The organism is Desulfosceptrum tomskiensis, from assembly GCF_049818055.1.
Lineage (GTDB): Bacteria > Bacillota > Desulfotomaculia > Desulfotomaculales > JASEER01 > JBFLVT01.
In genome coordinates this window covers 1613242-1633610 of the sequence record NZ_CP187479.1, presented here as the reverse complement: position 1 = coordinate 1633610, position 20369 = coordinate 1613242, and the positions used below count along the sequence as shown (strand labels likewise).

Annotated in this window: 22 protein-coding genes; 15 read left to right on the top strand and 7 right to left on the bottom strand. The window is 58.5% G+C overall.

Features of this window, described 5'->3' with window-relative positions; all coding sequences use genetic code 11:
* The first annotated feature begins 20 nt into the window (after positions 1 to 20).
* The 8 genes from ACPV0M_RS08410 (at position 21) to ACPV0M_RS08375 (ending at position 7450) form a co-directional block, all read left to right on the top strand.
* Complete coding sequence (locus ACPV0M_RS08410) at positions 21 to 1427, top strand: nitrogenase component 1 (protein WP_425622168.1); 1407 nt, start codon at positions 21 to 23, stop codon at positions 1425 to 1427.
* Entirely contained in the window at positions 1427 to 2773 is a 1347-nt protein-coding gene (locus ACPV0M_RS08405; RefSeq protein WP_425620214.1) for a nitrogenase component 1, read from the top strand. The genes ACPV0M_RS08410 and ACPV0M_RS08405 overlap by 1 nt, the downstream gene beginning before the upstream one ends.
* A 14-nt stretch (positions 2774 to 2787) precedes the next feature.
* A complete protein-coding gene (locus ACPV0M_RS08400; RefSeq protein WP_425620213.1) occupies positions 2788 to 3618 on the top strand; it encodes a radical SAM protein in 831 nt (276 codons plus the stop codon).
* A gap of 88 nt (positions 3619 to 3706) precedes the next feature.
* Entirely contained in the window at positions 3707 to 4612 is a 906-nt protein-coding gene (locus ACPV0M_RS08395; RefSeq protein ID WP_425620212.1) for a homocitrate synthase, read from the top strand.
* Between the two features lie 180 nt (positions 4613 to 4792).
* Positions 4793 to 5563: a molybdate ABC transporter substrate-binding protein gene (gene modA / locus ACPV0M_RS08390; protein ID WP_425620211.1), complete on the top strand. Its 771-nt coding sequence runs from the start codon at positions 4793 to 4795 to the stop codon at positions 5561 to 5563.
* Positions 5564 to 5574: 11 nt separating this feature from the next.
* Positions 5575 to 6258 (top strand): molybdate ABC transporter permease subunit, encoded by a 684-nt coding sequence (modB, locus tag ACPV0M_RS08385; RefSeq protein WP_425620210.1) that lies wholly within the window; start codon positions 5575 to 5577, stop codon positions 6256 to 6258.
* Between the two features lies 1 nt (position 6259).
* Positions 6260 to 6919 (top strand): ATP-binding cassette domain-containing protein, encoded by a 660-nt coding sequence (locus ACPV0M_RS08380; RefSeq protein ID WP_012301551.1) that lies wholly within the window; start codon positions 6260 to 6262, stop codon positions 6917 to 6919.
* A gap of 96 nt (positions 6920 to 7015) precedes the next feature.
* A complete protein-coding gene (locus tag ACPV0M_RS08375) occupies positions 7016 to 7450 on the top strand; it encodes a GNAT family N-acetyltransferase (protein WP_425620209.1) in 435 nt (144 codons plus the stop codon).
* A gap of 8 nt (positions 7451 to 7458) precedes the next feature.
* Here the strand turns inward: ACPV0M_RS08375 and ACPV0M_RS08370 are convergent, their stop codons facing one another.
* Positions 7459 to 7764, bottom strand: a complete 306-nt coding sequence (locus ACPV0M_RS08370; protein ID WP_425620208.1) for an NIPSNAP family protein — start codon at positions 7762 to 7764, stop codon at positions 7459 to 7461.
* A 28-nt stretch (positions 7765 to 7792) separates the two neighbouring features.
* Positions 7793 to 8419 (bottom strand): LysE family translocator, encoded by a 627-nt coding sequence (locus ACPV0M_RS08365; RefSeq protein WP_425620207.1) that lies wholly within the window; start codon positions 8417 to 8419, stop codon positions 7793 to 7795.
* Between the two features lie 122 nt (positions 8420 to 8541).
* On the opposite strand from ACPV0M_RS08365, the gene ACPV0M_RS08360 reads away from it, so the two are divergent.
* From ACPV0M_RS08360 to ACPV0M_RS08340, 5 genes are all read left to right on the top strand, one after another.
* A complete protein-coding gene (locus ACPV0M_RS08360; RefSeq protein WP_425620206.1) occupies positions 8542 to 9018 on the top strand; it encodes an Lrp/AsnC family transcriptional regulator in 477 nt (158 codons plus the stop codon).
* 263 nt (positions 9019 to 9281) lie between these two features.
* Positions 9282 to 9644, top strand: a complete 363-nt coding sequence (locus ACPV0M_RS08355) for a hypothetical protein (protein WP_425620205.1) — start codon at positions 9282 to 9284, stop codon at positions 9642 to 9644.
* Positions 9645 to 9820: 176 nt separating this feature from the next.
* Positions 9821 to 11104, top strand: coding sequence for a hydroxylamine reductase (gene hcp / locus ACPV0M_RS08350; RefSeq protein ID WP_425622167.1), 1284 nt, complete (start codon positions 9821 to 9823; stop codon positions 11102 to 11104).
* A 169-nt stretch (positions 11105 to 11273) separates the two neighbouring features.
* Complete coding sequence (locus tag ACPV0M_RS08345) at positions 11274 to 12455, top strand: anaerobic nitric oxide reductase flavorubredoxin (protein ID WP_425622166.1); 1182 nt, start codon at positions 11274 to 11276, stop codon at positions 12453 to 12455.
* Between the two features lie 11 nt (positions 12456 to 12466).
* Positions 12467 to 12727 carry a DUF5395 family protein gene (locus tag ACPV0M_RS08340; RefSeq protein WP_425620204.1) on the top strand — a complete coding sequence of 87 codons (261 nt, stop codon included), beginning with the start codon at positions 12467 to 12469 and terminating at the stop codon, positions 12725 to 12727.
* A 49-nt stretch (positions 12728 to 12776) separates the two neighbouring features.
* Here the strand turns inward: ACPV0M_RS08340 and ACPV0M_RS08335 are convergent, their stop codons facing one another.
* The 4 genes from ACPV0M_RS08335 to ACPV0M_RS08320 are packed head-to-tail and all read right to left on the bottom strand — an operon-like array spanning position 12777 to position 17545.
* The gene (locus ACPV0M_RS08335; protein ID WP_425620203.1) at positions 12777 to 13940 is read right to left on the bottom strand and encodes an efflux RND transporter periplasmic adaptor subunit; all 1164 of its coding nucleotides are present in this window, start codon (positions 13938 to 13940) and stop codon (positions 12777 to 12779) included.
* A 16-nt stretch (positions 13941 to 13956) separates the two neighbouring features.
* Positions 13957 to 16341 (bottom strand): ABC transporter permease, encoded by a 2385-nt coding sequence (locus ACPV0M_RS08330; protein ID WP_425620202.1) that lies wholly within the window; start codon positions 16339 to 16341, stop codon positions 13957 to 13959.
* Entirely contained in the window at positions 16341 to 17051 is a 711-nt protein-coding gene (locus tag ACPV0M_RS08325; RefSeq protein ID WP_425620201.1) for an ABC transporter ATP-binding protein, read from the bottom strand. The genes ACPV0M_RS08330 and ACPV0M_RS08325 overlap by 1 nt, the downstream gene beginning before the upstream one ends.
* A 5-nt stretch (positions 17052 to 17056) precedes the next feature.
* Positions 17057 to 17545: a GbsR/MarR family transcriptional regulator gene (locus ACPV0M_RS08320; protein WP_425620200.1), complete on the bottom strand. Its 489-nt coding sequence runs from the start codon at positions 17543 to 17545 to the stop codon at positions 17057 to 17059.
* A gap of 251 nt (positions 17546 to 17796) precedes the next feature.
* On the opposite strand from ACPV0M_RS08320, the gene ACPV0M_RS08315 reads away from it, so the two are divergent.
* Entirely contained in the window at positions 17797 to 18240 is a 444-nt protein-coding gene (locus ACPV0M_RS08315) for a small multi-drug export protein (protein ID WP_425620199.1), read from the top strand.
* A gap of 140 nt (positions 18241 to 18380) precedes the next feature.
* Complete coding sequence (locus tag ACPV0M_RS08310; protein WP_425620198.1) at positions 18381 to 19733, top strand: M15 family metallopeptidase; 1353 nt, start codon at positions 18381 to 18383, stop codon at positions 19731 to 19733.
* 207 nt (positions 19734 to 19940) lie between these two features.
* On the opposite strand, the gene ACPV0M_RS08305 is transcribed toward ACPV0M_RS08310, so the two are convergent.
* Positions 19941 to 20363 carry a chemotaxis protein CheW gene (locus tag ACPV0M_RS08305; protein WP_425620197.1) on the bottom strand — a complete coding sequence of 141 codons (423 nt, stop codon included), beginning with the start codon at positions 20361 to 20363 and terminating at the stop codon, positions 19941 to 19943.
* Between the last annotated feature and the right edge of the window lie 6 nt (positions 20364 to 20369).

The window sequence follows — 20369 nt, the reverse complement described above, 5'->3', positions numbered from 1 at the left end:
AGCAGCTGGCTATCAAAAAGATGCCCCTCAGTGAAAGCTACGTTCCCCGGGATGAGACGCTCATCCCTTCCGGTAATCGTACCGTGGTGATGAACCCCTGTCGGACCTGCATGCCGTTCGGAGCCATGTTCGCCGGACTGGGGATGCACCGCGGCATACCTTTCGTCCAGGGCGCTCAGGGCTGCACCACGTACGTACGTTACACCTTCTGCCGCATCTTCCAGGAGCCGGCGTCAATCGCCAACGCCTCTTTCCACGAGGACGCGGCCGTTTTCGGGGGGCGCAAGAACTTCAAGCACGGTCTCCGCAACCTGGTCGTACGCTACAAGCCTGACGTAATCACGGTGGTGACGACCTGTTCATCCGAGATCATCGGCGACGACATGGTCAGTTTTATTAAGGAGGCCCGCAAGCTTCTCGTTAAGGAACTGGGAGAGGAGGAAGGGAACCGGGTTAAACTCGTCCTCGTCAACACCCCAAGTTTCGCCGGTTCCCACGTCGCCGGCTACGACCGCGCCGCGAAGGCCTTTTTGGAGACGCTGGCTAAGGACCGCTCGACAACGAACAACAAGGTGAACATTATCCCCGGCATGCTGATGCCGGGAGACATCCGGGAAATCAAACATATGCTTGCCGAAATGGGCATCGAGGCGTATATCCTGTTCGACATCAGCGACGTCTTCGACACGCCTTTGATGCCGCCGCAGATCATGCCCTATTATCCTGAGGGTGGCACCCGGGTGGCAGATGTTGAAGACATGGGAAACTCTCTGGCCACTTTTGCGCTCTGCCGAAACGAAGGCGGGCTGGGGGCCCGTTACCTGGAACAGAAGTTCGAAATCCCGGCCTTTGTCGGGCCGTTGCCGATAGGTGTCAAGTACACCGACCTGTTCCTCCAGCGTCTTTCCCAGGTCACCGGCAGGGAGGTCCCGCCCTCCCTGAAAAAGGAGCGGGGCCGGCTGCTCGATTTCATGGCCGATACCCTGCACCACACAATGATGAAGAAGGCGGCCGTCTTCGGCGACCCGGACATCGTCACCGGCATTACCCGCTTTGTATGCGAGCTGGGTATGGAGCCGGTAGCCGTAATGAGCGGAACGGCAACCAAGACGTTTACCGAAGACATCGAAGAGATCGTCAGCGAGTTCGGGGCCAAACCGCTGATTCTAAACGGCAGTGACCTGTTCGAGTTTGAGGAAGCGCTGAAGGAGATGCCCGTAGAGGTCATTATCGGGAACTCCAAGGGTGTCGACATCTCCAAAGAATTGGGCGTACCGCTTGTCAGGGCCGGTTTGTTCGTTTACGACCGCGTCGGTTATTACAAGCGTCCAATAATCGGTTACCGGGGAGGGGAACGCTTCCTGGCCGACCTGGTAAACGCCATTCTGGATTACGGCTATCCCGGGGCCCGGACGGAGCAGTTGTAATGAGTATGCTTAAAGAGACTCCCGGATGTGTTATGCCCCTGCGTGTTCCCTTTCTCGATGCGGCGCGGGCGGAGCACGGCACATTGAAGAACATTGCCGTGCCCGTGCTGCCGGCCTGCGACAGGCGCACCGTTCCCGGCGTCCTGTCGCAGAGGGCTTGCGCTTACTACGGGGCGCGGTGGTTTCTGGCGCCGCTGAAGGACGTCGTCCACCTTGTGCACGGCCCCATATCCTGTGCTTACTACGGCGAAACGGTGCGCAAGAAGAAGTACACCGTGTTTTCAACGGATATGACCGAGCACGAGGTCATCTTCGGCGGGGAAGGGAAACTGCTTGGAACACTTATCGAACTGGCGCACCGCTTTCCCGGGTACAGAGCGGTTCTGGTCTACGTTACCTGCGCTCCGGGGATTATCGGCGACGATGTGCAACGCGCCTGCCGGCAGGCCGAGCAGGCTACAGGGATGCGCTGCGTGCCTGTGAACTGCCCCGGATTTGTGGGCCCCAGCCAGGCAGCGGGTCACGAAATCGGAGCGCGGGTCTTGCTTGATCATTTTATCGGACGCAATGACGACGTCGTCCCCGGGCCCTATGACGTCAACATCCTCGGGGAGTACGACGTGATGGGGGACTTAAAGGTGATCAGAAGCCTCCTGGCGCGCGTCGGGATAAACGTGGTCTCGGCTGTTACGGGAGACGTTTCGGTGGACAGCTTGGCCCGGGCGCACCGTGTTCAATTGAATGTCGTTCACTGCCGGCGCACTGGCGGCCTGATTGCCGAGGAAATGAAGCGCAAATACGGCGTGCCTTTCATTAAGGGCTCCTTCTTCGGGATCACTGAAACGAACAATGCACTGCGCCGTTTGGGAGAATGGTTCAACCTGCGCGAGGCTGCCGAAGCAGTGATCGCCGCGGGCGAGGCGTCGGTATCCCGAGAGATTGAACGTTTCCGCCGGGAGTTGGCGGGAAAAAGAGTGGGCCTGTTCTTCGGCGGTTCCCGGATCGGTTCGATGCTCAAGGGTTACCGCGAGCTAGGGTTGGAGGTGTTGGTCGCCGGCAGCCAGTTCGGCGGCCAGGAGGATTACCAGGCTGCGTGGCAGGACGTTAAGCCGGGAACGGCACTGGTCGACGACGTCAACGAGGAAGAACTGATCCGCTTTATCCGGCAGTATCGCCCCGATGTTATTGCCGGCGGGACGCGGGAGAAGTGGACGGCGCACAAACTGGGCGTACCTTTCACCGTCTTCCCGCAGGAAAGCGGTCCTTATGCCGGTTACAGCGGCTTCCTGAATTTCGCCCGCGACATACTGGCCGCCCTTAAGGCGCCGGTTTGGCAGATGATTTAGGGAGGTGCCCGGTGATGCTGAACGTACTGCCCGATGCCGGCTTGAAAGGTCATCCATGTTTTCATCCCAGCGCTCACCACCGCTTTGGGCGGATGCACCTGCCGGTTGCTCCCCGGTGCAACATCAAGTGCGGTTACTGCGACCGCAAGCTTGACTGCGCGAACGAGAGCCGGCCGGGAGCATCAAGCAAAGTGATCAGCCCCGAGGATGCGCTCGCGGCCTTTCGCCGCGCGCTGGCCGAGGAACCCCGGATCAGAGTGGCGGCCGTCGCCGGACCAGGCGACCCCTTGGCCAACGAGGAGACTTTCCGCACCTTTGAACTGGTCGGTGCCGAGTTTCCGGGGGTCATCAAGTGCCTGAGCACCAATGGCCTGTTTCTTCCCGAAAACGCCGAGCGACTGCATGCGCTACGGGTTCAAGCGCTTACGGTAACGGTCAATGCTGTTGATCCTGAGATCGGGGCACGGGTTTACGAGTGGGTGGAGTACGGCGGCCGGCGCCTTTACGGGGAAGAAGCTGCCGAGCGGTTGATCAGCAACCAGCTGGGTGGTATCAAAAAGGTGGTTGCCCGAGGCATTGCGGTGAAGGTAAACACGGTGCTCATCCCGGGCATCAACGAGGCGCATGCAAGGAGGATCGCCCTCACCGTCAAGCAGCTGGGGGTGCGCCTCATGAACATCATGCCGCTGTATCCTGCCGGCTCCTTCAAACACCTGTCCCGTCCGACACAAGAGCAACTGCGTGCCGTGCGGCAGCACGCCGGCCGCGTTTTACAGCAGATGGGCTGGTGCCGCCAGTGCCGGGCGGACGCTTATGGCTTACTGTCATCTTCTGCACATTTGTAGGCGCCGTTTCAAGACTGCCTGTAACTAAACGCAAGCGCCGGTTCTGGGTGTTGGGTGTTGGGTATTTGGTAAAAGGGGATGGTGCTTTATGCCGCAAGTCTTTCTTGTCGATACCACGTTAAGGGACGGAGAACAGACCCCCGGCCTGGTGTTCTCCACCGAGGAAAAGGCGGCTATTGCTTGTGCCCTGGATCGGTTGGGGGTGGAGTTGATTGAGGCCGGCATTCCGGCCATGGGGGTTGACGAACAGAAGGCCGTCCGTGCGGTCCTCGGCGCCGGCCTCCGTGCCCGGGTCCTGGCCTGGAACCGCGCCCATCCGTCTGATATCGAGGCCTCGCTGGCCTGCGGCGCGACTTGCCTGCACATCTCTTTCCCCGTATCGGACATTCACCTGCAGCATAAGCTGGGGCGGACGAGGAGTTGGTTACTGGCGCGGCTGGAGGAAGTGATGGCGCTGGCTGTCGCCCCGGGACGAGAGGTTGCGGTGGGAGCCGAGGATGCGTCCCGGGCTGACCCGGCGTTCCTGCGGGAGTTTGCGCGGGCAGCGGAGAAAGCCGGCGCCTGCCGCCTCCGGTACTGCGACACGGTAGGGGTGCTTGACCCCTTCCGGTCGCGGGACGCCATAGCGGATCTGACGCACAAGCTCAACATCCCTCTGGAGTTTCACGCCCACAACGACTTCGGCATGGCCACGGCCAACACCCTGGCGGCTGTTAAGGGCGGGGCAACCTATCTCGATGTCACTGTCAACGGTCTTGGAGAGCGGGCCGGAAATGCTTCGCTAAGCGCGGTCGCCCGCGGGCTCCGGCAGTTCTACGGGATGGAGGTCGTCCGTGAGGAAACCGAACTGGCAATGCTGGAGGAATGGGTAAACTCCGTTAGAAAGAGAGCTGCATTCTTCAACCGGGACTACGGGTTGACTCTGGCGGCTTTTAACCGGGCTTTGCGAAACGGAGAACAGACGAGATATCGGTTGGCCACCGGCACTCTTTAAAACTGTTCGGGAGGAAACAGACAATGCGAAAGGCGGTAGCAGACTTCCGGGCGTTTATCGTTGCGCTCGCCAACGTTTTGGCCCCGGACGAGGAAGCCTTGTCGATGTTTACGTTGGCCTTGCTCTAGTTGTATGTGCTTGGAAAGGTGATGGGGGCTTGTGAAGAAGGCTGTTGCTTTTATGGCTACGCTTCTTGTTCTTGCGGGACTCCTGGTAGGCTGCGGGAGTCCGGGTAAGGAACCGGCGAACGAAGCGGAAGCGGTGGGTCTAACCGTTTCGGCTGCGACAAGCCTCAAGGATGCCGTTGAAGAACTTGCAGCCATTTACGCTGATGAAAACCCTGCGATGAGTATCACATTCAACTTTGCCTCCTCCGGAACCCTGCAGAAGCAAATTGAAGAAGGCGCCCCGGTGGATCTGTTCATTTCGGCCGGGACTGAACAGATGGACGCCCTGGCCGAAAAAGGGTTGATTGTCAAGGACTCACGCCGGGACATCCTGGGCAACGAGCTTGTCCTTATCGCCGGGCAGGAAAGCACACTTACCGGGTTCCCCGGTCTGGCTGACGAGAGTGTCGCCAGAGTCTGCGTGGCCAACCCGGAAACGGCGCCGGTGGGCAAGTATGCCAGGGAAGCCTTGACCACCTTTGGGCTCTGGGACGCGCTCCAGGCAAAAACCGTGCTGGCCAAGGATGTCCGCCAGGTCCTGACCTACGTCGAGACTGGCAATGTTGATGCGGGCCTGGTCTACCGCTCCGACGCCATGGCCGGGCAGGGCATCAAGATCGTGGCCGTAGCGTCGGAAGACTCCCACGGGCCTATTGTCTACCCGATGGCCATCATCAAGACAACCAAACACCGGAAAGAGACGAAAGCTTTTGCGGCTTTTCTCGCGAGCGATGAAGCCGCCAAGATCTTTGCCGAACACGGCTTTAAGCCGCTTGGCCGGTAGGTGGCGCAGCGATGTTGGAACATGCGGTTGACTGGCATCCGGTGCTGCTTTCCCTCCGGGTGGCCCTGATTGCCGTCATCGTTGTCGTCGGCCTGGCGTTGCCCCTGGCTCGCCTGCTCGCCCGGCGGGAATTCTTCGGCAAGGACATGCTTGAAGCGGCGATAACCCTGCCGCTGGTGCTCCCGCCTTCGGTGATCGGCTACGGCCTGCTGATGCTGGTCGGCAAAAACGGCGTGATCGGCCAGTTCCTGGACAGCCTGGGGATCACGCTGGTCTTCACCTGGTGGGCGGCCGTGCTGGCCTCTACCGTGGTCGCCTTTCCCCTGATGTATCAGAGCGCCACGGCGGCCTTCAAGAGCGTTGACGTCAACTACGAGAAGGCGGCGAGGACCCTGGGAGCGGGCGAAACGCGAGTCTTTCTTACGGTTACGCTGCCCCTGGCCTGGCCCGGGATTCTTGCCGGGCTCGTTCTCTCTTTCGCCCGTGCTTTGGGCGAATTCGGCGCTACGCTGATGGTGGCGGGAAATATTCCCGGGCAGACACAGACTGTTCCTCTGGCCATCTACTTTGCCGTTGAGTCGGGGGACAACGTTACAGCCGGGAGACTTGTTGCCATCATTACCGTTTTCAGCTTCGCGGTTGTTTTTTGGGTGAACCGCTGGGCGAAACGGCACAACCGCAGGGACGGTGAGTGAGATGCTGGAAGCCAGTTTCGGCAAAAAACTCTGGCACTTCGACCTCAGAGTCAGACTGAAGGTCGACAGCCAGATTGTGGTGCTCCAGGGCCCGTCAGGAGCGGGGAAGACCACCGCTTTGCACTGTCTTGCCGGGCTGCTGCAGCCGTCGTACGGTTCCATTGAGCTGGATGGAACAACCCTGTACTCGTCGTTGAAGGGGATCAATATTCCGGCCCGCCGGCGGGGCGTGGGTTATCTTTTTCAGGACTATGCGCTCTTCCCGCATATGACGGTGGGCCAGAACGTGATGTACGGGTTTAAGAGTCAAAAGGCCAGGACTGCGAATGGCCGCCTGAAACCCGTTGACTTATTGGATGCCTTCGGTGTCGGACACCTGGTTCACAGGTATCCCGGGCAGCTTTCTGGCGGGGAAAAGCAGCGGGTGGCCCTGGTCAGGGCGCTGGCCACACAGCCGAAGCTGCTCCTCCTGGATGAGCCTCTGAGCGCGCTCGACAGTGACACCCGGGCGAGACTGCGGCGGGAATTGAAGCATTTGCAGCGGGTATGGCGGATTCCTTTCATCCTTGTCACTCACGACGATGAGGACGCGCGGATTCTGGGGGACGTCATCATCCACCTGGAAAACGGGCGGACGAGACAAAACGCTGCCGCCGGTTGAGCGCCGGCGACCTGCCCCGGCGGGGCACGGACATGCTATCCTTAAACAAGGCCATCGGCCACAGTCTTACCAACATAAAACACGGAGAGAGTATCTGTGATAGAGATTCGTCCCTGCCAGCCCGATGATCTCCCGGGCGTGTTCAACCTGTTGCGGCAGTTACACCCGGCTGATTCGACCTCTTACAATGACGTGTGCAAGGCGTTCGACACGCTTACCGGGCACCCCGGCGCCAAGGTCTACGTTGCCCGCAGTGACAGTCAGGTAGTGGGCACATTTACCCTGTACATCATCCCCAACCTGACCCGGAACGGACGGCCGGCGGCAATCCTTGAAAACCTGATCGTACACTCCTGCCGGCGCGGTCAGGGTATCGGCAGGGCCATGCTGGATTACGCCCGGCGGCTTGCAGAGGAAACTGGCTGCTACAAGTTATCGCTTACATCAAACATCGAAAGAACAGAAGCTCACCGCTTCTACGAGAAATGCGGAATGATCCGGCATGGTTTTAGCTTCCGGTATGTTCTGTAGCCCCTTCACTACTCAAAGATGGGACGCATAAAGCTTCTTTCGAAGCTTACGATGCACCGGGTCCGTTCCGCCAGGTTGAAAGCAGCCTGGCATTCAGGGTCGGTCTTAATCCGTTCGCGGTACTCCTCGTACGCAGCCAGGGTGGGAAAACTGAAGAGGGCCACCGCGATGTTGTTGGGCCCCTCGTGCGGCAGGAAATAGCCGTGGTGTGTTCCCCCGAACTTGTTAACCAGGGGAATCCACATTCTGGCATAGGCCTCGAAGTCCTCGACCTTGTACGGGTCAATCACGTACCGTAGGTAGCATGTTATCATTCTGATTCCTCCTTATTAATCTCAGTGCTCAATGCACAGCGCTCAGCGCCGTTATGAGGGCCACCAGCCCGAATCCGCCGACGATGGTGCCCGAGATCCTGTTCACCCAGGTGAGGGCACGGGCGTCGACCTTTTCGCGCAGGGCTCCGACGCCGCCGCTTAAGAGCAGCCACCACAGGGCCGAACCGCAAAACACCCCGGCAACCAGAAAAGCCGCCGAATAATAATCTCCTCGCACGGCGCCGATACCCAACCCGGCAAAAACGGCGGTGAACGAGAGGATGGTCATGGGGTTGGTCAACGTCAGGAAGAGGGTCGAGGCATAGGCCTTCCCCAGCCCGTTGTGCTGCGCCGGAGCCGCTTCTTCAGCCGGGCGGGAGAACAGTATCCGGACCCCCAGGTAGATTAGAAACAGACCTCCAACCAGGCCGAGCCATCCCTGCTGGTTGACGAGAAACCTGGAGACAAAGGTCAAACTGAACCCGGCCACCGAACTGTACGCGGCGTCGGCGGTGGCCGCCCCGAGGCCGGTTACCAGTCCCAGTAGCCTTCCGCCTTCCAGTGTCCGCTGGATGCACAGGAGACCAATGGGGCCAACCGGCGCCGCGATGGAAAAACCGAGAATCAGTCCTTTCAGAAAGAAAGCAATATCCATTTACGTCTCACGACTCCTGTGACCTGCATTATCCTAATGTTATTTGGTTAATGACGCTAATTGAATGACGAAACAAAAAAATTGACCGGCAACAGGCTATTATTGTAAGGTAGAAATTGCATATGACTTTAGATATCGAAAAAACCCTGGACAACACCGGTTGGCAGATCCTGCGCGCCCTTCAGGAAAACGCCCGCCTTTCTTTTGCAGAGCTGGGCAGGATGGTCGGCTTATCCCCGCCTGCCGTGGCCGAGCGCGTGCGCAGGATGGAAGAAGCGGGGATCATCACCGGGTATCACGCCGCTGTAAACCTGGAAAAGCTGGGGCTGCAGCTCACGGCCTATATCCGTCTCAACGCGGCCCCTGAGAAGTATCCCCGTATCATCGCCTTGGCCGGCGAGCTTCCTGAAGTCCTTGAATGCCACCACGTCACGGGCGGAGAGGCTTTCATCATGAAGGTCGTGGTATCGTCGATTCCGCATCTGGAAGCACTGATTTCACGTTTTAGTCCGTATGGGCAGACCACCACTTCCCTGGTCCTGTCTTCCCGGGTGGTAAAACACGTTGTCGCACAGGGACCGCTGGACGGTAGTCAGTAGTCGGAATGGACGTAGGATTTAAGATGTAAGACTTAGGACGGTATCTGGTATCGGGGATCAGGTGTCAGGTATCAGAATGGACGTAGGACACAACGACTTAGGACTGAGAACTTAAACGTCGAACCTCGAACGTTGAACGTTGAACCTTGAACCTTGAACGAGAAAAACTAAGGTTGTGTGACAGCATATGGTCCTTTCACTGTGTTACTATTTTTAAAACCGGTATTATGGTAGAATATGGACAGGTGAAAGGGTGAGAGAAGGTGAGCGCCGTGCCGGAAGAGGTCATGCGGGAAGTTGCCGCAACCAGCGAACCCCCGCGTGGGTTGGCCTCGCAGGAGTTCTTTTTCCTGCTTCAACGGATTGACCGGGTAGACGAAAAGCTTAGTGCCCGAATTGATCAGTTGGATGAAAAACTGACCGGTGAGATTAAAGCCGTAGAATCTAAACTCGGCGCCAGGGTTGATCGTGTCGAGGAAAAGCTGAGCGGGGAGATTGGGGAGATTAGAGCAGAAACCCGGCGGTTGGACCAGAAGCTGGACAACCTGCGGTTCTGGGCTGTAGGTACGGTGGTCGCGATTGTTGTCGGCTTCGCCGGAACCATTGTCGCCCTGGTGACACATTGAAACCGGTAGTGTTTTTAACAGGCTGCCCGCGGGCGGCCTTTTTACATGTATAAGGGGCATTGGCCTGGCGCCTGGTGTGATAAACATCAAGTGGGGGGTGTGATCTAGATCATAGTGCCGCTCCCGGCGGTCTTATAAGGTAAAAGAAAAAAGATCACCGGGAGGTATACAGCATGATGTTCTGCTACCAGTGTGAACAGACCGCCAGCGGCACAGGCTGCACCAAGATCGGGGTATGCGGCAAGAACGAGGACATTGCCAGCCTGCAGGATACCCTCCTGATCGGGCTCAAGGGTGTGGCTGCATACGCCTATCACGCCCGGGAACTGGGGGCGCGCGATGAAGAGATTGACGCCTTCATGCACGACGCTTTGTTTACCACTCTGACCAACGTCAACTTTGATCTTGGGAACCACATTCAGAAGGTCCTGAAGTGCGGCGAGATGAACCTCCGCGCGATGGAACTCCTGGATAAGGCCCATGTGGAACGGTTCGGTTCCCCCACGCCGGTGGAGGTTTCGACGGGCTTCAAGCCGGGCCCCGCGATCCTGATTACCGGGCACGACCTTCTCGATCTGTATGAACTCCTACGCCAGGCCGAGCTTGAGGGCGTCAACGTCTACACGCACGGCGAGATGCTGCCGGCCCATGCCTACCCCGTCCTGAAGAGGTTCCCGAACCTGGCCGGCCACTACGGCAGCGCGTGGCAGAACCAGAAGAAGGAGTTCGAAGAGTTTCCCGGCGCCATCCTGGGTACCACCAACTGCGTCCTGATCCCGAAGGAGTCCTACAAGGACCGCATGTTCACCTGCGGGATCGCCCGTCTCCCAAGCGTAACGCATATTGAAAACCGGGACTTCAAGGCTGTCATCGAAAAGGCCAAGGCTCTCGGATCCCTGCCCGAGAAGGAAGGCGGCGTTCTGACGACCGGATTCCACCACAACTTCGTGCTCTCCATCGCCGACAAGATCGTGGAGGCCGTCAAGGCGGGCAAGATCCGCCACTTCTTCCTGGTCGGCGGGTGCGAGGGTTCCAGGGCTGCGCGCAGCTACTACACCGAGTTCGTGCAGAAGCTGCCCGAGGACTGCGTGGTCCTGACCCTCGGCTGCGGGAAGTACCGCTTCAACCACCTTGACCTCGGCGACATCGACGGGATTCCGCGCCTGCTGGACATGGGCCAGTGCAACAACGCCTACTCGGCCATCCAGGTCGCCCTGGCCCTGGCCAAGGCCTTCAACTGCGGCGTCAACGACCTGCCGCTCTCTCTGGTCCTGTCCTGGTTTGAGCAGAAGGCCGTCGCTATTCTGCTGACCCTGCTGCACCTGGGCGTGAAGAACATCCGGATCGGCCCCACGGCCCCGGCCTTCCTGACGCCGAACGTGCTGTCCGTCATCCAGGAGAACTACAACCTACGGATGATCACCACTCCCGACGAGGACATCAAGGCCATCCTTGGCTAACCAGATAATTGTCGGAACACCAAAGGCCCGCCCGGTATTGGCCCGGCGGGCCTTTTCCTACGTGCTGTATTATTCTGCAGTATATCCCGGGCAGTTTTGCTGGTATAATAGCTGGAAAGATCTGTGATGATACGGCACTCCATCGTCTATGAAGGGAGCGTGAGCATTGATGCTGGAGATCAAGAAAAACATCTACTGGGTGGGGGTCAGGGACTGGGAGCTCAAGCGGTTTCACGGCGAGGAACTCTCCACGCACCGCGGTTCGACCTACAATTCTTACCTGATCAAGGACAAAAAGGTAGCCCTGGTCGACACGGTCTGGACTCCGTTTCATGAAGGGTTCGTGGAGCAACTGGACAGGGAAATAGGGTTACAGAACATAGACCTCATCGTCATCAACCACACCGAGCAGGACCACGCCGGCAGCCTCCTCTACTTAATGGAGAAAATCCCCGATACGCCGATCTACTGCACCCGGAACGGGGCGGCGATGATCAAGGGGCACTTTCACAAGGACTGGAACTTCAACGTCGTCAAGACCGGGGATAGTGTCGACCTCGGCGAGTACAAGCTTGTTTTCGTGGAGATGCCCATGCTTCACTGGCCCGATTCCATGGCCACTTATGTCGCGGGAGCCAATGTGCTTTTGTCCAACGACGCCTTCGGGCAGCACTACGTATCGTCGTCCCTGTACAACGATCAGGTCGACCAAGGCGAGCTGTTTCAGGAAGCCGTCAAGTATTACGCCAACATCCTGACCCCCTACAGCGACCTGGTCAAGAAGAAAATCGCGGAAATCAAGGGTTTGAATCTGCCCATAGATATGATTGCCCCCAGTCACGGCATCATCTGGCGCGACAATCCGCTGCAGATCGTGGAAAAGTACGAGCAGTGGGCGGACGGCTACCATGAGGGTACGGCGGCGATCCTGTACGACACGATGTGGGGCGCGACCAGGAAGATGGCTTTGGCCATCGCCAGGGGGCTGGAGAACAAGGGAGTGGGGGCCAAGCTCTTCAACCTGGGAAAGAGCGATAAGGCTGACGTTGTCACCGAAGTGTTCAAGGCCAGGGGCGTGATCGTCGGCAGTTCTACCATCAACCGGAGCGTCTTGAGCGATACGGCGGCCATCCTTGAGGTGATTAAAGGCTTGAAGTTCAAGGGTAAGGTCGGGGCGGCCTTCGGTTCCTACGGCTGGAGCGGGGAGTCCCCGAAAATCATTCAGGACAGGCTGGCCGAGGCGGGCATCGAAATCATCGCGGAACCCCTCAAGATGAAATGGGACCCCGCGCCCGAGAACCTCAAGGAATGCGAGGCGTTCGGCGAGGCGTTCGCGGATAAGATACGTTAGGGGGGCTGACGTTGAAGGCCGATTTGGAGCTTAAGCTTATCCACGACGGCGAACAGTGGGTCGCCAGCAGCAATAACGGGACCATTACGGCCAGCGGCCGAAGCCTGGACGACCTGGACGAGCAGCTGAAGCAAGCTCTCGTGGCAACCGGCCGGCTCAGCCCCGGTTCAAGGATCAACGTGCTGATGAAGTTTGATTTTGATTCCATTCCCACGTGGTACCGGCAGTACCACTCCCATTACTTCAACCGGGCCGTCACCTTCGAGCTGTAGTTAAACGAAAACGCTCCGCAAGGGAGCGTTTATTCTCACGTCCTAAATCCTAAATCCTACACCTAACCCTGGCGCCTTCCGCCAGATCGAGGCTTCCGTCTCTGACAACCAGGTCTCCTGACCTCAAGCCATCGATAACCTCGATGTTCTCCCTGTCGCTGGCCCCGGTTTCGATCAGGCGATGCCGGACACGCCCGTCAACCACGACCTTGACCTGTTTCCGGCCGTCTTCCAGCGTGCGCACGGCCTCCCTCGGGATGATCAACATGTTCTGCTTCCTGAAGGTTTCGATGGCCACGTTGACCTCGTACCCAGGCTTAAGATTCGCTGTTTCGCTTAAGGAAATGATGACCGGGACCCTCCGCTGGACGATCCCCAGCGCGGATTGCTTTTCCTCCGCCCGCGGGTAGATTTTCTTGACTTCGCCTTGCAGTACCTTTTCGCCCAGGGCGGGCGCGGAGACGGCAACCTTCTGACCGACTCGCACCTCCCGCAGGTCGTCGCTTAGAATGTCAGCCCTGACTTCGAGCCGGTCCAGCACGGCCACCGTTGCGACTAGGCTGCCGGGGACCAGCACCTGCTCCTTTTTTGCAGCTACGTCCAGCACGACGCCGGCGGCCGGACTCTTGACCGCCAGTTGCTGCTCTTTGGTGGTAAGGTCCTGCAGGACTTTCTCCAAGGCGGCTGCTTGCGCCTGGGCGCTTTCTTGGCGGGCCTGCTGTTCTTTCAGCCCTTGTTCGTAAGTCTTTACCAGCAGTTGCGCTTTTTCGTACTCCGCCTGGGTGGCCGCTCCGGCGGCCAGCAATTCGCTCATACGGGCCAGGTTCTCTTTGGCATCGTTCAGTTCCAGCCTGGTGCGTTCCAGCGCCGCCTGCGCGCCGGCTTCGGCGGCACGTGCGTTGGCCAGCTGGGTGCGGGCATCGTTTGCCTGGACGGCCAGGTCCAGGTTTTCCAGCACGGCCAGGGTTTGCCCCTGCTTAACCGGCTGTCCGGCTTCGACAGCAACTTTAATCACCCTGCCGCCCTGGGCGGCATAAAGGCTGTAGTCGGTGGAGGCCTGCACGTAACCCGTATCTTCAACCGTACGAATAATGCCGCCGGACCGGGCCTCCACCGTTTCGACCTCCGTGCGGGCGCTCGAAAGCATTAACCCGGCCACAACGGCTGCTGCCAGAACCCCGACACCCAGGTAGACTTTCTTGCTCAGCTTCATACGTGAATCCTCCCGGTTAATCTTTGCTCTTCAGCACCTCGACCAGGTCCAGCCGCTTGACTCCCTTAGCGGCGAAGAGGTGGGCGACCCAGATAAAGAAAATCCCTCCCAAGGCAGCGATGAAATAGGTCGACGGATAGATCACCACCGGCAGAGTGAAGAGATCGCTGCTGGAGGCCTTGATGAAGGCTTCCGCCATCATGCGGCCGAACGGCAGGCCCAGGGCCACGCCCAGAAGCGTTTGCAGCAGGTTTTCCTTAAAGAGCAGCCCGGAAACCTCCCGGGCTGTAAAGCCCACCACTCTAAGGGATGCCAGTTCCCGCTTGCGTTCGGCAAAGCTGATCACAGTAGAGTTGTAGACAATGGCAAAGCCCAGCACTGCGGCGAAGGCGACCATGACGGCAATCGAGTAGACGAGGCTGTCCAGGTTCTTGTTGAAGGCCGCTAGTTCCTTCTGGCGGCTGAGGATGGAAGATACTCCTGTCATATCGTTAAGCTGGTTCTCAACGTATTCCGCTTTGCCCGGGTCGACTTTCAGCATGGCTCCGGATACGAGCTGCCGCTCCTGGAGAGCCCGGTTGGCCTGCTCCAGGGTAACGTAAGACGCGCTGCCGATAAGCTGGCTGTTGATGCCCGCGACTTTTACGCCGGCGGTACGGGAGGGGCCGAAACCGAGCAGTGTCTCCACGATGACGCGGTCACCTGCCTGCACTCCCAGCTTCTCGGCTGTTCGCTGGCTGATGAGCATCCCTTCCTCGGGCAGAGGCATGCGTTGCCCCGTGTCGCTGACCAGCTCCTTCAGCGATACGTCCGGGGGCAGCCCGAGGAGGATGTCTTCCCTCGAACGACCCTGGAAGTGCATCCTCACGGGCACCTCAAGTATCGGCTCCGCTCTCACGACGCCGTCGATACGGGACAGGTTCAGCAGCTCGTATTCCTTTACGGGGGCGGTAAAACGGACCAGGTAGTCGTAGTGCTGCTGCCTGTGGAAATGCTCTTGGAGTATGTAATCGACCGAGTCTTTGGAGAAGACGGCGATAATCAGCAAACCCACCGCGAAAATGACCCCCACCAGCGTTACGCCGGAGCGCATCCGGTTACGCAGCACGGTCCGCAAGCCCATCTTCCATGACGGGTCCAGCCTTTGCCAGAGCCGGGTCCATCTCTCAAGAAAGACTCTGCCGCCGCCCTTGGGCGGCTCCGGGCGCATCGATTCGGCAGGGTTGATGGTGACGATGCCGCGGGAGGCCAACAGCCCGGCGGTTGTTCCCACACCGAGGCTGAGCAGAAAACCGTAGGCGACAGTCTGCCAGTGGATTCCGCCGACAGTCTCGGGCAGGTTGAAAAACTCAGCATATAGCTTTAAGAAGGCAGAAGACAAGGACCACCCGCAAAGTGTACCCAGCACAGCCCCGGAGACAGCCGCCGCCAGGGCGTATCCGGTATAATGCGCGATGATTTCCCGGCTGGTATAGCCGATGGCCTTCATGACGCCGATCTGCAGACGCTGCGTTCTAACCATGCGGCCGAGCATAACGAACTGGATGGCGGCGGCGATGCCGAGGAAGATTACGGGCATAGTACGGGCCGTGGTACGCAACTGGTCGAGTTCTCCCTGCAGGACGACGTCGCTCAGATGCTGCTTGCGGGGGTAGCCGGCCAGGTCGCCGTAAGGTTTGAGGATGCTTCTAACCTGTGCGGCGATCCTTTCCTCGTCTGCGCCCGGGGCCAGCTTCAGCACGAGCTGGTTGACCTGTCCGGGCAGGTTCAATACCTGCTGCGCCTGGTTGAGAGGCAGCATCACGATGCCGAATGTCTCCGGCTCGGGGAGCAGGCTGGCCGCGTCCTTGATCGGGTAGACGAACTCGGGGCTGGTCGCGGTGCCCACCACGGTCAAAGAAATGCGCCTGCCTTCCGCAACGACGGTGATGGTGTCGTTAACACCGAGGCGGTTGGCCGCGGCAAACTGGGGATCAACCAGGACCTCAATCCCGCCGCTTGGCGGCTCTTTTTCGAACAGACGGCCGGAGAGCAAATAAACCCTGTTCACTTCGGAGTTCATCGGCAGGGGATAGCTTACCAGGCGCACCGTTCCCCTCTGGTTGCCGTCCTTGATCAGGGGGATGTCTTTCTGAATGCGTCCTGTGACCTTGATGACTCCCGGAACGGCTTCAACCTGTCTGGTCACCTGCTGAGGGGCCTTGATGACGTGGAAGTAGTAGTCGGCGAAGCCGGTTTCCCTGTAGAGCTTATCCTTTGACCGGTTAAGGTTGTAAAAGGTTGTGGTCATGGAGATATAGACCAGGATGCCGATCGTAATCACGGCCGTGATGGCCAGGAACTGCCCCTTGGTGTTCCAGATGGTGCGCAAGAGTTTTTTGGCAAGGACTTTTCCGGCCATTACCATTCGATCCTTTCGGGGGAAACGGGGGATTGGTTGACGCCGATTTCCACGATTTTGCCGCTGCTTATCCGCACGATGCGGTCGGCCATGTCGGCGATAACGGTGTTATGCGTGACGATGATTACCGTACTGCCGCGCTTTTGATTGATCTTCGCCAGCAGGCCCAGGATCATTCTGCCGGTCTGGTGGTCCAGGGCGCCCGTGGGCTCGTCGCAGAGCAACAGGCGCGGGTTCTTGACGGCGGCGCGGGCGATCGACACCCTCTGTTGCTCACCGCCGCTGAGCTGGGAAGGGAAGTGGTCGAGCCTGTTTTCCAGCCCGACTTCCCTTAAGACTTCGACGGTGGACAGCGGGCTGTCCACGAGGTTGGCGGCGAGGTCGACGTTTTCCCTGGCAGTCAGGTCGGGGATCAAGTTGTAGAATTGAAACACAAAGCCCACCTCATGACGCCGGAAAAGGGTCAGTCTGGCATCCCCGGCCGCGCTCAGGTTTTCCTGCCGGAAGTAGATCGACCCGCTGGACGGCCGGTCCATGCCTCCCATCAGGTTCAGCAGGGTGCTCTTGCCCGAGCCGCTGGGCCCCAGGATCACGAGGATCTCGCCTTCATAGATGTCCAGCGAGGTTTCCTTCAGGGCCTCCACGACCACCTCGCCCATCGTGTATGTTTTAGTGACCCTGTCCAGTCTCATCAGGACATTCTGCGTCATAGTAGTTACACATTCCCTTTGGGTCTTTGCTTCTGCGGATTGATTTCGCCTTTCTTCCAGCGCTCGTACTGCTCGGTTATGTCCGAGAGATACCACCGCAAAAAAACAAAATAGTCTTTTAAGCTCCGGAGGTTCTCTCGAGCAGCCTGATTGCCGGGCGGGACAAGGCTTAGCCCGACATCGGCGAGACTCTCCCATTCCCGGATGGCCTCGAGCTTGGCGGACTGGGCGTCGATCCAGCAACGCGCGTCGGCCCGGTAATGGGCCTTGCGTTCTCCGGGGATGCTTACTTTTTCGAAAAACCGCAGCATCAGCCCCTGGCGGACGGTCAGGGATGCGGTGGCCTTACTGAAAAGCAGGTCTTCCGCAATCTCGTCCAGCGTTTTCGGCCGGTCGGCCAGGAGGAGGTAGGCGAACACCCGGCCAAGGGTTTTCGAGCCGCCGTGCTTCTCCATCAGAAGCCCCATTTCTTCGATAAAATCCAACTCTGGCAAGTCCGTTTCCCACACCTCTCTCCGGGAGAAGCAGCTAATCAACCATCCGGTCTTTGATCCTGGTGTTATTATATTAGCTAATTAGTTTAATTACAATTAAACAAAGTAAATACAAAAATTATCGTTACTATGTTTTAATCAGGGATAGCCACGGACCGGCGAACCGTCAGCCTGCTCAGCACAAATAATCTGACGTGAAACCTGGCAAGGAGATATAGTGTATAGTACCTTAAAAAAGGGGATATCGTATCGTGGAACAGGCAATCAAGCTTTTAACAGTGTTTGGATTGGGTGCGGTCGAATTGTGGGCGGCCGTTCCCGCCGGCCTAGCCCTGGGGCTGCACCCTGTTGCGACGGGCATTGCCGCCGCTGGTGGCGCTGTTGCCGGCATACTGGCCGTCGTTTTTCTCGGTGAACAAGTACGGGCGCGGTTGTTCAAACGGCGTGATCCAGCGGTTGCGAGGGGGCGGTACCAACGCCTTCACCGTATCTGGGACCGCTACGGGGTCGTCGGGCTGGGGCTGCTGGCTCCCTTGCTTACCGGCGCGCCGCTGGGTACGGTGTTGGGGCTCTTTCTGGGAGCCTCCGCCGGACGCCTGGTATTGTGGATGGGAAGCGGTATCGTTCTCTGGACAGTGTTGCTGATCCTGGCGGGCCTCTTGGGCCTGGCCGGTATTAACACCTTAAAACACTAATGCTTACGCTTATACCAGCTTCCAGGATCCCAATGGGCTTGTTTTCTGACGACAGGTTTGTATATTGGAGTGAGTAAAACAGCTTCAGTGTTGGGCGGTAGCTCCCGAAAACACATGTAAAAGGTGTTCGGGAGGCCTTAATGCGTTACGCCAGACGCCTTACACGATGCCTCGTTTTTCTTCCATTGGTTTTGCTGTTAATGCTTGCCTTTGCGCGGGAGGTTGACCGGGGTTACCTGCGCGTTGCCGCGTTCGGCCATAGTACTGTAGCCTACCTGTTGACAGCCGAGGACACTTCCTTTCGGCAGGTCGATCTGAGGGGCGTCAAAGCGGCGCTGGGACAGGGAAGCGCATCTTACCTCGGATCAAAGGAGACGCAGTTCATTATCTTAAACGGCCGGGCCTTTGTTCAGGACCCCCTGAACCCGGGGGATAAGCTGTCTGTATCCTCGAACCTGCTGAACGCCCGCTCCTTGGCCGGCCTCAGCGACAGCGCCGCACCAATGGGCATCTATTATTTGCCTCCCGGCAAGTCCATAAGCATCGACAGCCTGTACCGCGGCATCGAAGAGCGCAACAAAGGCACGTTCGCCGTCCTGGGGTATGTGGAGATGGTCGGCGACCATACGGCGCCATGGCACAGGCGTATGCTGGATGGCATGCTGTTGTCGAAGGACAAACTTCGAACGACCCCGGCGATTCTTTTCGGGATTAACCGTTCGGCGGAGGCGAACGGCCGGTCGAAACCGGCGTTGCGCCGGACGCACGGCCTGATTCTCACTGAAGGAACAGACGTCGGTCCTGTGGCCGACCCCGAAAAACTGACCCGAAAACTGGCGGAGGCTTCGTCCGACGGCCGGCTGGTTAGGCCGGTTGCGAGTGTGGCGCGTGTTGTCAGCGCCACTCTCCTGGTCTACAAGATATCAGACCTGGAGCCGTTCGCCCGGGTTATCAGCCCGCCGTTGGTGGACGTTACCGAAATCGATCCCACCATCGCCGTTGAACTGCGCTATGCAACGCATAACAATGTGGCCGGTAAGGCTATTTACCCTAAAGACGCCAGGCCGTACCTGGTAGCAGATGTTGCTATGCGCCTTAAAGAGGTTAATGCGGCTCTGCAAAAAAAAGGTTACCGTTTGAAAATCTACGACGCTTACAGGCCGCTCAGTGCCCACCGGCAGCTTTACTCCAGGGTTCGTGACAGCATTTACCTGGCTGACCCTTGGGCCGGCTCGTATCACTGCCGTGGAGCGGCTGTGGACTGTACACTGGTCACTATCGACGGTAGGGATGTCGAGATGCCGACGGGTTTCGACGAGTTCAGCCCCAGAGCTGCGCGCAGTTACCAGGACGTTTCCCCGGCGGCCCGGTCACACCGCGCGATTCTGGAAGAAGCCATGAAGGCGGAAGGCTTTGTTCCCCTGCCATTGGAGTGGTGGCACTTTGACGCTCCCGGCGCCAACCTGTATCCGCCGCTGGACGTACCGTTGTAAAAAGCCAGGTCTTCAGGGTCCGGATGATCACGACGGCTGTTAGCTCTCCGTTGTCGGAAGATTAGACATTCCCGGAAGGGAAGGCCTTCGAGTCCGACGACTTACGACCGACGACCGACGTCCGAAATAGAACAGGCATTCCTGAACAGGAATGCCTTCAAGTCCAACTTCTAACTGCTGACTGACGCTCAATCCGAAGGATTAGCGTCAGCTCACGACTTTCTCCACATCCAGGAGCAGCCAGAGCGCGTCCTTTTTCTTGACGATGCCTCCCACGAAGGCGTTGCCGTCGACGGTTCCCGACGTGTCTTCTACTTCGTCGGGAGTAAAATGAGCGACTTCCTGCACGCGGTCGACGATCATGCCGATGCTTTGTCCCTGGTGTTCGACGACAATAATCCGGGAGTCCTTGTTCGACTCCGACATCGGGAGCCCCATCCTCTTGTTGAGGTCGATCACCGGGACGATGGATCCGCGAAGGTTGATGATCCCGGCCACGTATTTTGACGTCTGAGGGACCGGTGTGATTTCGGTCATGCGGATAATCTCCTGTGTTTTGAGGACCGGGATGGCGTAGCGCTGGCCTAAGAGTTCAAAAACGATGAGCTGACCCTCCTGAAGCTGTTCCAAGATGAA